At 70.0% G+C, this 13,268-nt stretch carries 11 protein-coding genes; 5 read left to right on the top strand and 6 right to left on the bottom strand.

Features of this window, described 5'->3' with window-relative positions:
- Window positions 1–21 precede the first annotated feature (21 nt).
- Window positions 22–1,245, bottom strand: coding sequence for an acetyl-CoA C-acetyltransferase (locus ABZS66_RS16755; RefSeq protein ID WP_354758496.1), 1,224 nt, complete (start codon window positions 1,243–1,245; stop codon window positions 22–24).
- Window positions 1,246–1,668: 423 nt separating this feature from the next.
- On the opposite strand from ABZS66_RS16755, the gene ABZS66_RS16750 reads away from it, so the two are divergent.
- Window positions 1,669–1,860, top strand: coding sequence for a ferredoxin (locus ABZS66_RS16750; protein WP_354758404.1), 192 nt, complete (start codon window positions 1,669–1,671; stop codon window positions 1,858–1,860).
- A 3-nt stretch (window positions 1,861–1,863) separates the two neighbouring features.
- Window positions 1,864–3,207 (top strand): FAD-dependent oxidoreductase, encoded by a 1,344-nt coding sequence (locus tag ABZS66_RS16745; protein WP_354758402.1) that lies wholly within the window; start codon window positions 1,864–1,866, stop codon window positions 3,205–3,207.
- A 45-nt stretch (window positions 3,208–3,252) separates the two neighbouring features.
- Here the strand turns inward: ABZS66_RS16745 and ABZS66_RS16740 are convergent, their stop codons facing one another.
- The 5 genes from ABZS66_RS16740 to ABZS66_RS16720 are packed head-to-tail and all read right to left on the bottom strand — an operon-like array spanning window position 3,253 to window position 8,864.
- The gene (locus ABZS66_RS16740) at window positions 3,253–4,476 is read right to left on the bottom strand and encodes an acyl-CoA dehydrogenase family protein (RefSeq protein ID WP_354758400.1); all 1,224 of its coding nucleotides are present in this window, start codon (window positions 4,474–4,476) and stop codon (window positions 3,253–3,255) included.
- Window positions 4,477–4,503: 27 nt separating this feature from the next.
- On the bottom strand, window positions 4,504–5,238 hold the full coding sequence (locus ABZS66_RS16735) for an SDR family NAD(P)-dependent oxidoreductase (RefSeq protein WP_354758398.1): 735 nt from the start codon (window positions 5,236–5,238) through the stop codon (window positions 4,504–4,506).
- 36 nt (window positions 5,239–5,274) lie between these two features.
- Complete coding sequence (locus ABZS66_RS16730; protein ID WP_354758396.1) at window positions 5,275–7,284, bottom strand: acetoacetate--CoA ligase; 2,010 nt, start codon at window positions 7,282–7,284, stop codon at window positions 5,275–5,277.
- Window positions 7,281–8,438, bottom strand: coding sequence for a CaiB/BaiF CoA-transferase family protein (locus tag ABZS66_RS16725; RefSeq protein WP_354758395.1), 1,158 nt, complete (start codon window positions 8,436–8,438; stop codon window positions 7,281–7,283). The genes ABZS66_RS16730 and ABZS66_RS16725 overlap by 4 nt, the downstream gene beginning before the upstream one ends.
- Before the next feature lie 3 nt (window positions 8,439–8,441).
- Complete coding sequence (locus ABZS66_RS16720; protein WP_354758393.1) at window positions 8,442–8,864, bottom strand: acyl-CoA thioesterase; 423 nt, start codon at window positions 8,862–8,864, stop codon at window positions 8,442–8,444.
- A 364-nt stretch (window positions 8,865–9,228) separates the two neighbouring features.
- On the opposite strand from ABZS66_RS16720, the gene ABZS66_RS16715 reads away from it, so the two are divergent.
- From ABZS66_RS16715 to ABZS66_RS16705, 3 genes are all read left to right on the top strand, one after another.
- A complete protein-coding gene (locus ABZS66_RS16715) occupies window positions 9,229–10,356 on the top strand; it encodes a helix-turn-helix domain-containing protein (RefSeq protein ID WP_354758494.1) in 1,128 nt (375 codons plus the stop codon).
- A gap of 80 nt (window positions 10,357–10,436) precedes the next feature.
- Window positions 10,437–11,960, top strand: coding sequence for an FAD-dependent oxidoreductase (locus ABZS66_RS16710; RefSeq protein ID WP_354758391.1), 1,524 nt, complete (start codon window positions 10,437–10,439; stop codon window positions 11,958–11,960).
- A gap of 573 nt (window positions 11,961–12,533) precedes the next feature.
- Window positions 12,534–12,989, top strand: a complete 456-nt coding sequence (locus ABZS66_RS16705; RefSeq protein ID WP_354758389.1) for a hypothetical protein — start codon at window positions 12,534–12,536, stop codon at window positions 12,987–12,989.
- The last annotated feature ends 279 nt before the right edge of the window (window positions 12,990–13,268 follow it).

Here is a 13,268-nt window from a genome sequence, read left to right as displayed (position 1 = left end):
TGGGCTCCAGTGTTCATGCGGTCAGGCGCGCTCGATGAGCGTCGCGACGCCCATCCCGGCGCCGATGCACAGCGTCACGACGGCGCGCCGCGCATCCCGGCGTTCCAACTCGTCGAGCGCGATGCCGATGAGCATCGATCCGGTGGCGCCCAGGGGGTGCCCCATCGCGATCGCGCCACCGTTGACGTTGATCTTCTCTTCGGGGATACCGAGATCTTTCGCGTACTTGAGGGGTACGGCGGCGAAGGCCTCGTTGATCTCGAACAGGTCGATGTCGTCGACCGTGAGCCCGGTGCGGCCGAGCAGCTTGCGGGTGGCCGGTGTCGGGCCGGTGAGCATGATCGTCGGATCGGCACCCGAGGTTGCGGTGGCGACGACCCTGCCGCGCGGCGTCAGCCCCAGGTCCCGGCCGACCTGTTCACTGCCGATGAGCACGAGCGCGGCGCCGTCGACGATGCCCGAGGAGTTGCCGGCGTGGTGCACATGGTCGATGCGCTCGATCCAGTGGTACCGCTGCAGGGCTACCGCGTCGAAGCCGCCCAGCGCTCCCATCGCGGCGAACGACGGCGTCAGCCGGCCCAGCGACGCTACCGTCGACTCCGGACGCATGTGCTCGTCGTGGTCAAGCACGATGACGCCGTTGCGGTCCCGGACAGCCACGATGGACTTCTGGAAGTACCCACCCGACCATGCGACCGCCGCTCGCTGCTGCGACCGCACGGCGTAGCGGTCCACGGTCTCGCGGTCGAAGCCCTCGACGGTGGCGATGAGGTCCGCGCTCACGCCCTGCGGCACGAACGAGGTGTCGGCGTTGGTCTCCGGGTCGTTCATCCACGCACCGCCGTCGCTGCCCAGCGGTACCCGCGACATCGACTCGACCCCGCCGGCGATGACCAGCCGGTCCCATCCCGACCGCACCTTCTGCGCGGACACGTTCACGGCCTCGAGGCCAGATCCGCAGAAGCGGTTGAGCTGCAGACCGCCGATGGTGTCGGGAAGCCCGGCAGCCAGCACGGCGGTCCGCGGGAGCACGGAGCCCTGGTCGCCGACCGGGGTGACGATGCCCAGGACGACGTCGTCGATCAGCGCGGGATCCAGCCCCGGATGGCGCGACCGCAGCTCGTTGATGAGACCGACCACGAGCGAGACCGGCTTGACGCCGTGCAGGGATCCGGCACTACGCCCCCGCCCGCGAGGGGTCCGGATGGCGTCGAAGATGAGCGCCTCCGTCGCGGGCGGCGGCACCGCGGAAGGTGAGCTGGGCACAGCGGGCTCCTCTGCTGTCGCGGGGTAGGCCGTCCAGGCGACGGTAACCTAGTGAATAGTCACTAGGCAAGGCAGAGTCGAGCAGCAGAGACTCCGCATCCGCAATCGAGCCGCAGACATGACGAGCCACGACGGGCCGGAGGGGACCGAGCGGGACGCCCCGATCACAGCGGGGGCGTTGCCTAGTGAACGTTCACTCGATATCGTGCGTCTCGCTGACCCGCAGAGGCCCGGTAGGCAAATGGCGCGCCCTTGATCATGACCAACGGGCTGTGGCGTTCGCGCCCGGTCTCCGCTTGACGGAGCGGGCGGCCTCCCGGCGACGACAGCGCCCGGAGCCGCGCGGTCAGCGCTCGGACCAACGAGCGTCAACAGGCAGCCACCTGCCGGAAGGGTAGCCCGATGAAGGTCGTCGCCGACTTCGCCAAGTGCACTGGACTCGGCATCTGCGAGTCGCTCCTGCCCGATCGGTTCGAGGTGGGTGCTGGAGGCGAGGTCGTCCTGCTGCGCCAGGACGTCGCCGAGGAGGACCGCGCGGCGGTCGAGGAGGCCGTTGCCGGTTGCCCGACAATGGCGCTGCGCCTGGAACCGTGAGCCGTGAACCCTGTCGAACACCTCGTCGTCGTCGGTGCATCGCTGGCCGGGCTGCGAGCCGTCGAGGCCGCGCGCCGGGCAGGATTCACCGGGACCGTCACCCTCGTCGGAGCAGAGACCCACGCCCCGTACGACCGCCCGCCGTTGTCGAAGGCCTTCCTCGACACGGCGCAGCGGCCGTACCCACCGGAGGTGCCCTGGCTACGGGCACCGGACAGCTTCACCTCCGAACTCGACGTCGGGCTCGTGCTCGGCGAGCCCGCCACCGGGATCGACGTCACCGCGCAGGCGATCCAGACGTCGACCGGCGAGATCGGCTACGACGCGCTCGTCGTCGCCACCGGCGCGCGGGCCAGGATGCTGCCCGGAACCGAGGCGCTCGCCGGTGTCCACGGCATCCGGACGCTCGACGACGCCCGTGCCGTCCGCCGCGCGCTTGACGCCGGCGCCCGTACCGTCGTCGTCGGCGCCGGCTTCATCGGCTCGGAGGTCGCATCGGCGGCGCGACGGCGCGGCCTGCCCGTCACCGTCGTCGAAGCACTGCCCACACCGCTCGCGCGGGCCGTCGGTGGCCTCGCCGGCACCGCGCTGGCGACGCTGCACGAGCGCAACGGGACGCAACTGCTGTGTGGGGCGGGTGTGCGCGCCGTCGAGGGCTCGGATCATGTCGAACGGGTCGTCCTCGACGACGGCACCGTGCTGGTCGCGGACCTCGTCGTCGTGGGCATCGGCGCCGAGCCGGCGACGGGCTGGCTCGACGGCTCCGGTATCGAGCTCGGCAACGGCGTCGTCTGCGACGAGACGCTCGCCTCGTCCGTACCCGGGATATACGCCGCCGGCGACGTAGCACGTTGGATGAACCCGGTCTTCGGTCGCAGCCAGCGCATCGAGCACTGGACGAGCGCGGCGGAGCAGGGCGCCGCGGCGGCCCGCAACGCGATCGCGCCGGATCGGGCGACCGCGTATGCGACCGTGCCCTACTTCTGGTCCGACTGGTACGACAGCCGCATCCAGTTCGCCGGCTCTGCCGACGCCGAGGAGGTCCGGCTCGTCGACGGCGACCCGATGACCGGCGGCCGATGGATCGTGCTCTACCGCGAGCGCGAACGCCTCGTGGGGGCACTGACGGTGAACGGCCAGACGGAGATCATGAAGTACCGGCGGATGATCGGTGCCGGCGCGACCTGGCAGGCAGGGTTGGACCTCGCGGCGGCCCGCCGCGCCTCCCCGCCTGCGGAGGCGTGGTTCCCCCGGGCGAGCGATCCCGACGGACGGCCATCGCGTGCCGAGGGCCACCCGCGATCAGTTCAGCCTGCAGCGGTCCGGCCGGACCGACCCCTTCGGTGATCAGGCAGCGATGCAGCGCGAACACGTCGAGGCCGGGCGGCCCGCTCACGACGATGCCCTCCGTCGGGCGGCCTTGACCGCACGCCTGGCGATGGCGTACCGGTGCACCTCCGACGGGCCGTCGTAGACGCGGAACGGGCGGACCTCCCGCGCGATTCGCGCGACGGGCAGGTCAGCGGACACCCCCAGCCCTCCGCAGAGCTGCACGGCGCGGTCCACGACACGCCCGATCGCCTCACCGGCGAAGGTCTTGGCGATCGACGTCTCCTGCGATGCCGCCGAACCGGCGTCCAGGGCGGCGCAGGCGACGTCCAGGAGGGCGCGGGTGGCGGCCAGATCGATCTCGTTGTCGGCGATCAACTGCTGCGCCAGACCGAGCTCGGCAAGCGGGCTGCCGAAGCCCCTGCGTGCGGCAGCGTACTCCACGGCCGTCTCGTGGGCGCGGACGGCAGCACCGAGCCAGCGCATCACGTGGGTCATGCGGGCCGGCCCCAGACGCACCTGAGCATGACGGAACCCTTCGTCAACCTCGCCGAGCACCGCGGCATCGGGGACCAGCAGCCTGTCGAACGACACCTCGCAGTGCCCGCCGACCATCGAACGGTCCATGGTCGGGATGTGCCGGCCCACCTGCAGGCCCGGCATCCCGGCCGGGGCGAGGAACATCGTTGCGCCGCCGCGGTCACCGGCCTGTCCCCGCGTGCGCGCCATGATGATGAAGAACCCGGCGCCGTCGGCGCCGGTGATGAACGCCTTCCGGCCGTCGATCCGCCAGCCGCCGGGAGCCTTCGTCGCCGTCGTGGCGAGCGCGGCCGGGTCCGAGCCGGCACCCGGTGCCGGCTCGGTCATCGCGAACGCCGACCGCACCTCGCCCCGCACGAGCGGCGCGAGGTACTCCGCCCGCTGCTGCGCGGTGGCGACGTGCGCGAGCAGGTGCATGTTGCCCTCGTCGGGTGCGGCCGCATTGATCGCCATCGCGCCGAACAACGAGTAGCCGGCAGCCTCGAGGACCCGCGCCCGCTCGACCATCGACAGGTTGAGACCTCCGTACTCGACCGGCGCCTGCGGCGCCAGCAGGCCGTGCTCATGTGCCTGCGCCTGCAGGTGCCGGCGCAGGTCGTCGCCGCCGGCCATGGTGACGTCACCGTCGAACCGGTCCTCGATCGGGATGACCTTCTGCCGGACGAACTCGTGTGTTCGTCCGGCCAGGATCGAGACGTCCGGCCCGGCGTCGGGGCCTGCCGTGGAGGATTGCGTGGCGGTGCTCATTGGATCCCTTCGTCGAGCCTGTCGGACTCAGGCGTGGTAGCCGGAGGTTCCTGAACGCGCGAGCACGATGCGGGCCACCGTCGTGTTCGACGACAGGTTCAACAGGGCGCACACCAGCCCGACGACGTCCTCCAACGGGATCATCGATGCGACCGGCACCCGGTCGGCGACCCACGCGGCCATGTCCGTGTCCACGTACGCCGGTGCAAGCGCTGTCGCCGTCACGCCGTTGGCCGACTCCTCAGCGTTCAGGGTCTCCAGCAGCGACAGCAGTGCGGCTTTGGACGCGCCGTAGACGCCGAGACCGGGCTCGGCGTATACCCCGGCGACCGAGGCCACCCCGATGATCTTCGCTCCGCGAGCTGGGTCGGCGCTGGCAGCCAGGCGAAGCATGGGCAGCGCGTGCTGGAGCAGCGCTGTGGCCGCGGTGAAGTTCACCTGGAGTGTCTTGTCGATGCGCCGCAGGTCGGCGTCGGCGATGCTGCCCGCGGTACCGACGCCCGCGTTGAGGATCAACGCGTTCATCGACCCGAATGCGTTGCGGTGCCGGGCCACAATGTCCGCAAGAGCGTCCCGGTCTGCCAGATCGGCCGGGACGCGCACCACCGACGTGGCACCTTCGGCGCGCAGCTCGTCGGCGAGGGAGGCAAGGGCGGCGTCCCTGCGCGCGGTGATGGTGAGCCCGTAGCCCATTCCGGCAAGGGCACGGGCAACGGCCCGCCCGATGCCACCTGAAGCACCTGTGAGCAGTGCTGTCCTCATGTTTGTCCCACCGTCGCGGCCCGGGCCACACATACCTCAGCGTGCACCTTGTTGCTCCTCAGGGTTTCCCGCACCGACCCGGCGCGCACGTGCCAGCTCGACGTAGTGCTCGAGCACCGCGACGTCGTCGACCGTGCCGCGGTTGACCGCCTTCACGGGATCGACGCCCTGGAACAGCCGCTTGAGCGGTACCTCCAGCCGCTTGCCGGTCCTGGTGTGTGGCACCCCCGGGACGGCGATGACCTCGTCCGGCACGTGCCGGGGACTGGCGGTCGTGCGGATCGCCGTCCTGATCTCGTCCACCAGTTCGCAGGTCAGCTCCTGCCCCTGCGCCAGTTGCACGAACAACGGCATCCAGTAACCGCCATCGGGCTGCTCGACGCCGAGCATCACGCAGTCGACGACCGCCGGCACCGCCTCGACGGCCGCATAGATGTCGGCGGTGCCCATCCGGATGCCGCCGCGGTTGAGCGTGGCGTCCGACCGGCCGGTGACCAGGCTCGTACCACGGTGGGTGATCTCCAGCCAGTCTCCGTGCCGCCACACGCCGGGCCACGCCTCGAAATAGGCCTCCCGGTATCGCGTACCGTCCGGGTCGTTCCAGAACGACAACGGCATCGATGGCATCGGCTCGGTGACCACCAGCTCACCGACCTCTCCGATCACCGGGCTGCCTGTCTCGTCCCACGCCGCCGCGGCAACGCCGAGCATCGGCCGCTGGAGCTCACCGGCGATGACGGGGAGCAGGGGCGATCCGCCGATGAAGCTCGTCACCACGTCGGTCCCGCCCGAGTAGGAGGCGAGAAACACGTCGTGCTTGACCGCGTCGTAGACCCAGCGGAAGGCTGCGGCGGGCAACGGTGAGCCCGTCGACCCGACGAACCGCAGCGCCGCGAGGTCGTGCTGCTCCCCGGGGCGAAGCCCCGCCTTCTGGCAGGCGCTCAGGTTGCCGGCGCCGCTGCCGAGGTGCGTCGCCCTCGTCCGTGCCGCGAGGGCGAACTGCTCGTCTTTTCCCGGAAACGTCGGCGCGCCGTCGTAGAGCACCGCCGTCGCTCCGCAGAGCAACGCCGAGACCACGACGTTCCACATCATCCAGGCCGTGGAGGTGTACCAGAAGAACCGGTCGCCGGGCCGCACGTCCATGTGCAGGCCGGTCTGCTTGACGTGTTCGAGCACGACACCGCCGTGCCCGTGCACGATGCCCTTCGGCAGTCCTGTCGTGCCGGAGGAGTAGACGATCCACAGCGGGTGGTCGAAGGGCACCGGTTCGAACGCCGGCTCCTGCGGCTCGGCCACGGCCTCCGCCCAGGACAGGGCACCCGCGGGCGTCTCGTCGCGGTACAGTCTGGGCACTGAGACCGTCGTCTGCACGCTCGGCAGGGCGTCGCGCAACCGCGCCACCTCCTGGCGGCGGTCATGTTCCCTGCCGTTGAAGGTGTAGCCGTCCGCGGCGACCAGCACGACCGGCTCGATCTGGGCGAACCTGTCCAGCACGGAGCGGGTGCCGAAGTCCGGGGCGCAGCAGGACCACACCGCGCCGATCGAGACGGCGCCGAGGAATGCGACCACCGCCTCCGGGACGTTGGGCAGGTAGCCGGCGACCCGGTCACCGGGCCGCACACCGGCACGGCGCAGGGTCGCGGCGAACGCCCCTACCTGCCTGCGCAGCTCGGCCCAGGACATCTCGACCGGATCGGCGCCCTCGGCGGCGACGAGCAGCGCCGTGCCGTCGTGCCGCAGGGCCTGCTGGGCATAGTTGAGCGTGCGTCCGGGGAACCAGACGGCGCCGGGCATCTCGCGGTGGACCAGCACCTCGTCGTCCGGGACACCGGGCAGCGCGCCGCTCCACTCGGCGACGTCGGCCCAGAACTGGTCCGCGTGCCCCACCGACCATCGCCACACCTCGTCGTAGCCAGGCGGATCACCGAACTCGACCCCGCGCCGCTCGGCGACCCAGGCCGCGAACTGCCCCAACCGACTGCCACGCAGCGACTCGGCAGTGGGGGTCCAGAGCACGTCCGGACGGGCGGCGGCAGCGTCGCTCATGGTCGGTCCTCCGCCGCCACGCCGGTCGCGAGGAGCCGTTCGACGTCGAGGCCGGCTGCTCGCAGCACCGCCCGGGTGTCGGCGCCAGGCAGCGCCGGACGGCCCGGTGTCGCGCCGGGATACCGCGAGAAGCGCGGGGCGACCGCCGGTTGCACGACCCCGTCCACGTCGACCATGGCCCGCCGCTCGGCGATCTGCGGATGCCCGGCCGCCTCCCGCAGGTTCAGCACCGGTGACACACACGCGTCCGTACCGGCGAAGCGATCCGTCCAGTCCCGCTGCGTCCTGGATGCGAATCGCTGCGCCAGCCGAGCCCGCAGGGCGGGCCAGTGTGCTCGCTCGTGCTGACGCTCCGGCTCATCGTCGAGTTCGAGCACACGCAGCAACTCCTGGTAGAACCTGCGCTCCAGCGCCCCGACCGCCATGAACCGGCCGTCCGACGTCTCGTACACCGAGTAGAACGGCGCACCCCCGTCCAAGGTGTTCACACCGCGGTCGTCTGTCCACTGCCCGGCGGCGAGCATGCCGTGGAACATCGTCAGCAGGTGGAGGGTGCCGTCCAGGATGGCGGCGTCCACGACCTGGCCCTGGCCTGAGACGCGGGCCTCATGCAGGGCCGCCAGCAGCCCCAGCACGAGGTACGTCGACCCGCCGCCGAAGTCACCGACGAGGTTGAGCGGTATCTGCGGTCTCCCTGCGTGGTCACCCATCGCGTGCAGTGCGCCAGTCACGGCGATGTAGGAGATGTCGTGCCCGGCCGTGTGGGCCGCGGAACCGTCCTGGCCCCATCCGGTCATCCGGCCGTACACCAGCGCAGGATTGTGTGTCAGCAGCTCATCTGGGCCGAGCCCGAGGCGTTCGGCGACACCCGGCCGGAATCCTTCGACCAGTATGTCGGCGTTCGTGGCCAGTGCCCGTACCGCCTCGACGCCCTCCGGGCGCTTCAGGTCGAGGATCACTGAGCGCTTGCCTCGGTTGAGCAGTTCCAGGTGTGCGGGCACGTCGAGTTCGCCGGCTCCCGGCCGGTCGACACGGATCACGTCCGCGCCGAGATCGGCGAGCATCATGCAGGCGAACGGGGCCGGCCCGAGGCCGGCGAGTTCAACGACGGTGATGCCGTGCAGGGGTCCGCCTGCGACTGGGAACGACGTCACGGCTCAGTCCGTCCGGAGCGGCGCCGGGGTGCCCAGCGCGTCGGCCAGCATCCGTGGGATCTCGCGCTTGCCTGACTTGTCGATGGCGACGACCACGTACACGAGGCGCGCGCTGCAGGTGATCTCCGTACCGCCGCGTCGTGTCTCGAAGTCGACCGCGAAGCTCGTCCGACCCAGCCGCGCGGTGGAGACGGCAACGAGAACGTCGTCCTGCCAGTGCAGCCCGGCCCTCCAGTCGATCTCCGAGTGCACGACCTGGGTGTCGAACCCCGCGGCGAGCAGGTTCGAATACACCAGACCACGATGGGCGAGGAAAGCCGGGAACGCGTCGTCGAAGTACGCCAGATACCACGCGTTGAAGACCACGCCCTGGATGTCGACCTCCATGTACCGCACGCGGAGGGGGTGCTGAAACACCTCGGTCATCGCGCTCCTCACGTGACCGCGCCGTTGCGGACGGTCCAGGTGGCCGTTCTGTGCGGCGCGCGGATCTCGGCGGGGAAGTTGGGCATCGCTGCGGCAACCGTAGTCTAGTGACTGTTCACTAGGCAATACTGGAAACGGAACGGCGTGACGAGCACACCCAGGTGCGCCGACAAGGCGCTCGCACCGCATACTGCTCAGCGACACAGAAAAGGCCCAGGCCCTTCGCGACCCTGCGTGCGAAACGCAAGCCGAGCGGTGCGGGGGGCCGCGGGTACGGGCTAACGGGAGGTGAGATCGCTTGGCGGCAGCGGATGCGGCACCGACGAGGCGCCCCACGACAGCCGAACGGCGCTCGCAGCTCGCCGTGGCGGCTGGGCGGCGCTTCCAGGAGTGGGGTTACCACGGCGTCTCCATGGCTGACGTGGCAGCCGACGTCGGCGTTACCGCACCGGCCGTCTACCGGCACTTCCGCAACAAACAGGATCTGCTCGCCGGAGCCATCGAAAGTGCACTGAGCCTGGTTGAGGAGACGCTCGTCAACACCGAGCACGACTCGCTGGAGGCCCTTGTCGCAGCCGTTGCGGACGTCGTCCTCGACCGCCGGGACATGTGGACGCTCCTGCAGCGTGAGGCACGTTTCCTCGACCCTGGCCGTCATTCGGCGGTGCAGCAGCAGTTCCGGCGGGTCGTCGCGGAATTCGTCCAGCGCCTGCACGTCCGCCGCCCCGAACTGTCCACCGATGACGCGCAACTGCTCATCACCGCCGCCACCGCGGCCCTGGCCAGCCCCTCGGTCCCACGGTCGATACCGCGGGCGCTCGCCAGCCGCGAACTGGCGCGTGCCGCCATGGCGATCCTCGAGCTCCCCTGGCCCCCGACCACCTCGATCGCGTCGCGCTCAGCAGCACCGCCGCCACCCACCACCGAGGGACTTGAGTCGCGACGCGCAGCACTGCTTGCCAGTGCAGTCGACCTGTTCTTCAGCCGCGGCTATGCCGCAGTGAGCCTCGACGACATCGGAGCCTCGATCGGGATCGCCGGCCCGAGCATCTACCATCACTTCCCGACCAAGGCCGACATCCTGGTGACGGCGTTTACCCAGGCAACCGACCGACTGAGCGAAGAGCACGATCAGCGCCACGACGACGGCACCACACCTCGACCTCTCGTCGAACTGGTAGGCATCTATACCGACTTCTGCCTGCGAAATCGCAGCCTCGTCGGCGTCTACGTGACGGAGGCCAACAACCTGCCGCCGGACGCGCAGCGCCGGATAACGTCCGTACTGCGTGACCGCACCACCGAGTGGACCACGGCACTGCGCGACGAACACAGCGCCGTCGACGAACGCATCGCTCGACTGCGCGCCCTGACCGCGCTCACCGTGATCGACGACCTCGTGCGCCTCGGACGGTTCTACAAGCGACCAGCGATAGCTGACGAGATCCGCGCCGTGGCGATGGCGATCCTCGTTGACGCCACTGACAACTGACCTCACCGACTCCCCGACCCCTCACCGCTTGTCAATCTAGTGACTGTTCACTAGGTTGATGAGGACGAAGGGAGTCTCCCATGGACAACAGCGCGTCCTTCGACGCCATCGTGGTCGGCGCCGGACTCGGTGGGCTCAGTGTCGGGGCGATCCTCGCGCAGAAAGAAGGCAAGAAGGTCCTCGTCCTGGAGCGGGAACCCGGCATCGGCGGTCGCGCACATCACTTCAAGGGCGATCTGATCAACGCCCCGCAGGACTACCTCGGCCCGCTCGCCGCGTCCACCGGCTGGCTCGTCCGGAGCGAACCCGACCTGCAGAGCATCGTCGACGACCGGCTGCTCGCCGGGTACTCCTTCGAGCTGGGCATGCACGACATCGTGAACGGCGCGCACTCAAGGATGTGCCACATTCTCGAGTCGCTCGGCGTACCGGTCGAGATCGTCCCGCTGAAGGCGTGCGGCTTCTGGGTCGACGGCGAGTTGCACGAACTCAAACGAGGCAGCTTCCCGTGGATGGACCGCGACACGTACACCGAGATGCGTACGATCCTGGCCGCTATGCTGCGCATGTCGGTCGACGAGGTCAGGAAGCACTACCGCGAATCGCTCGCGGACTACGTCCAAGCGCGCACTCAGAACCCGAAGGTCCTCGAGTTCTTCGACATCCTCGGCGCCTTCACCGTCGGCATGAACTCCGCCAGGGAGCTCTCGGCGGGAGAGTTCATCCTCATCACGCGCATGCCCATGGCAGCCGGCCTGCACTTCGCCGACGGCACGCTCGGCCAGATGGGCGGCGAGAGCTTCATGCAGATCGCCCACAACCTCGCCAGCATCGTCACGGCGGCCGGCGGCGCAGTGCGCACCGAACAGCGCGTAACCGGCATCAGAGTCGTGGACGGCCGCGCCACCGGCGTCACCATCGCCGGCGCGGACGGGCACACCTACGACATCGCATCGGACCTGGTCGTCTCCAACGTGCCGATTTCGCTGACGATCGACCGGCTGCTGCCATCGGACGTCGTGCCCGCGGACTTCGTCAAACACGTTCACGGCCTGCGTTCCAGCGGCGCCTTCACGCCCATCTTCGGCCTGCGCACCTCGGTGGTCGACATCCCCGGCATGCTCATGGCGAAGGTACCGATCGACGACCCGGCACTGCAGGACGGGATCGTGCTCGGATACGAGGCGCATTCGCTGTTCGTGGACGGGAAGGCGCCACACGGCAAGGAGATCATCGAGTGCTGGGTCGGCCTCGACACCTTCCAGCTTCGCGAGCTGAAGGACACCGGCAAGGTCAACCTGGTCGCCGACGCAGTCCGTGACTTCCTCGCAGCCCAGCACCCCGGCTTCGCCGACGCACTCGAGTGGGCGCTCTATCCGGCCTTCGACTTCGTCGTCTCGGTGGCGCCGACGCCGGAACAGGCCTGGGACGCCATGCTCGACCCCAAGTGCCCCGGCGTCGACGGACTCTTCTTCGTCGGCGAATCGGTCAAGAACTACGGCGGCTTCATGGACGGTGTGGCCTACACCGCCCTGCTCACCGCGACGGCCATCACCGGCACCGACTACCTGGCGATCCTCCCGCCGTACCAGCGCGAGCTGTGACAGCGACCGGCACGGCGATGGCCGGCTGCCGCGGTGATCATCGCAACCTCCCGGCTCGCCGGCGCTGCGGACCGGGCATCTCGTGCGGCTTCGGCGTCGGATACCCGTTGACGGGAGTAGCCATTGTGCACCACCGGCTCAGCCGTCACCGGGCGCCGTCGGCGGGAACAGGCAGCTGGCGCCGCAGGCGGAGGCGGACGAAGACGTCCTGCGCGACGTCTTCAAGGCGCTCGGCGCGACCGGCGTCCTCGGCCTGCCGTAGACGTTCTGCCGGCGTGTAGCCCGACACGTGGCAGTGCACGTCACAGGACGCTGCACCCCCGCGTGGGGTGCGGCGTCCTGTTCGTGTTCAACAGCGTGCGCCAGCGGCGCGTAGGCGTACGAGCGGGATGAAGAACTCGTCGACGATCTCCAGGATCGCGTCGTCGGCCAGTGGGTCAGGGTTGTCAGCAACTCGTTGCGCAAGAGCTCGACGGGCAGGTTGAGCAACCGTGGCGACAGCTGGCCGGGTGCGATCTCGCTCCGCTCGATCGCGCGCTGCTCGATGACCTCCAAACCAACCTCATCTACCTGATGGCCGTCCTGCTCGTGCGCGGGTTCGGGCAGGGCATGGTCACCGTCCCGCTCACCAGCGCCGCCTACGTCGGGCTCTCCGGGCCGCAGATCGCCGACGTCAGCATCATCGGCCGCACCGCCCAGCAACTCGGCGGATCGTTCGGCACCGCCGTCCTCGCCGTCATCCTCCAGGCCAACCTCGGCAACCAAGGCGCCAGCGCATCGGTCGCGAACGCCCTGGACACGAGCTTCTGGTGGGCGGTCGCCTTCACCGCCGCCGCCGTCGTGCTGGCCCTCATCCTCCCCGGCCGCCCGGAACCGGCCACGCCCGCGGCCGGCGCGGCCGACGCCGACCTGACCGAGGCACAGGCCGAACTCGAAGCAGCCGGCCTCGACGACGACGCCCGGGCGATCGGCGACGCGCAGCACCAGCAGGCGGAGGACCGTACCGTCTCCCCGGCCTCTCCTCGGTGACGGACAATACGCGGCGTAGACCGACGTAGGCGGCGAGTCCCAACGGTGCGGGTCGTCCTGCACCGCTGGAGCGCCGACCCCGGGCGCCACCGGGACGAGGTGGTCGCGATCGCATCGGCCGCAGCGCCGGCGACCGAACGGTCCCACTGATCAGCTGTGAGGTCCGGTGGCGGGCCGGGGAGCTGTCGTGCACCCCGCCAGGACGGCCAGGGCGATCAACGCGACGGCGATGACGGTGCGGGCGGGGCGCACGACAGGTTCCTCCAAGGCGTCGGCGGG

The sequence above is a fragment of the Dactylosporangium sp. NPDC005572 genome (genome assembly GCF_040605515.1).
In the GTDB taxonomy this organism is placed as follows: Bacteria; Actinomycetota; Actinomycetes; order Mycobacteriales; family Micromonosporaceae; genus Dactylosporangium.
The sequence above is the reverse complement of the archived record's forward strand: the minus strand, read 5'-3'. Positions and strand labels throughout refer to the sequence as shown.

Excerpts from the sequence above, each read along its gene's own strand:
- ABZS66_RS16710 (WP_354758391.1), top strand. The coding sequence starts at position 10,437 with ATGGACAACAGCGCGTCCTTCGACGCCATCGTGGTCGGCGCCGGACTC.
- ABZS66_RS16730 (WP_354758396.1), bottom strand. The coding sequence starts at position 7,284 with ATGAGCGACGCTGCCGCCGCCCGTCCGGACGTGCTCTGGACCCCCACT.
- ABZS66_RS16750 (WP_354758404.1), top strand. The coding sequence starts at position 1,669 with ATGAAGGTCGTCGCCGACTTCGCCAAGTGCACTGGACTCGGCATCTGC.
- ABZS66_RS16740 (WP_354758400.1), bottom strand. The coding sequence starts at position 4,476 with ATGAGCACCGCCACGCAATCCTCCACGGCAGGCCCCGACGCCGGGCCG.
- ABZS66_RS16705 (WP_354758389.1), top strand. The coding sequence starts at position 12,534 with ATGGCCGTCCTGCTCGTGCGCGGGTTCGGGCAGGGCATGGTCACCGTC.
- ABZS66_RS16735 (WP_354758398.1), bottom strand. The coding sequence starts at position 5,238 with ATGAGGACAGCACTGCTCACAGGTGCTTCAGGTGGCATCGGGCGGGCC.
- ABZS66_RS16720 (WP_354758393.1), bottom strand. The coding sequence starts at position 8,864 with ATGACCGAGGTGTTTCAGCACCCCCTCCGCGTGCGGTACATGGAGGTC.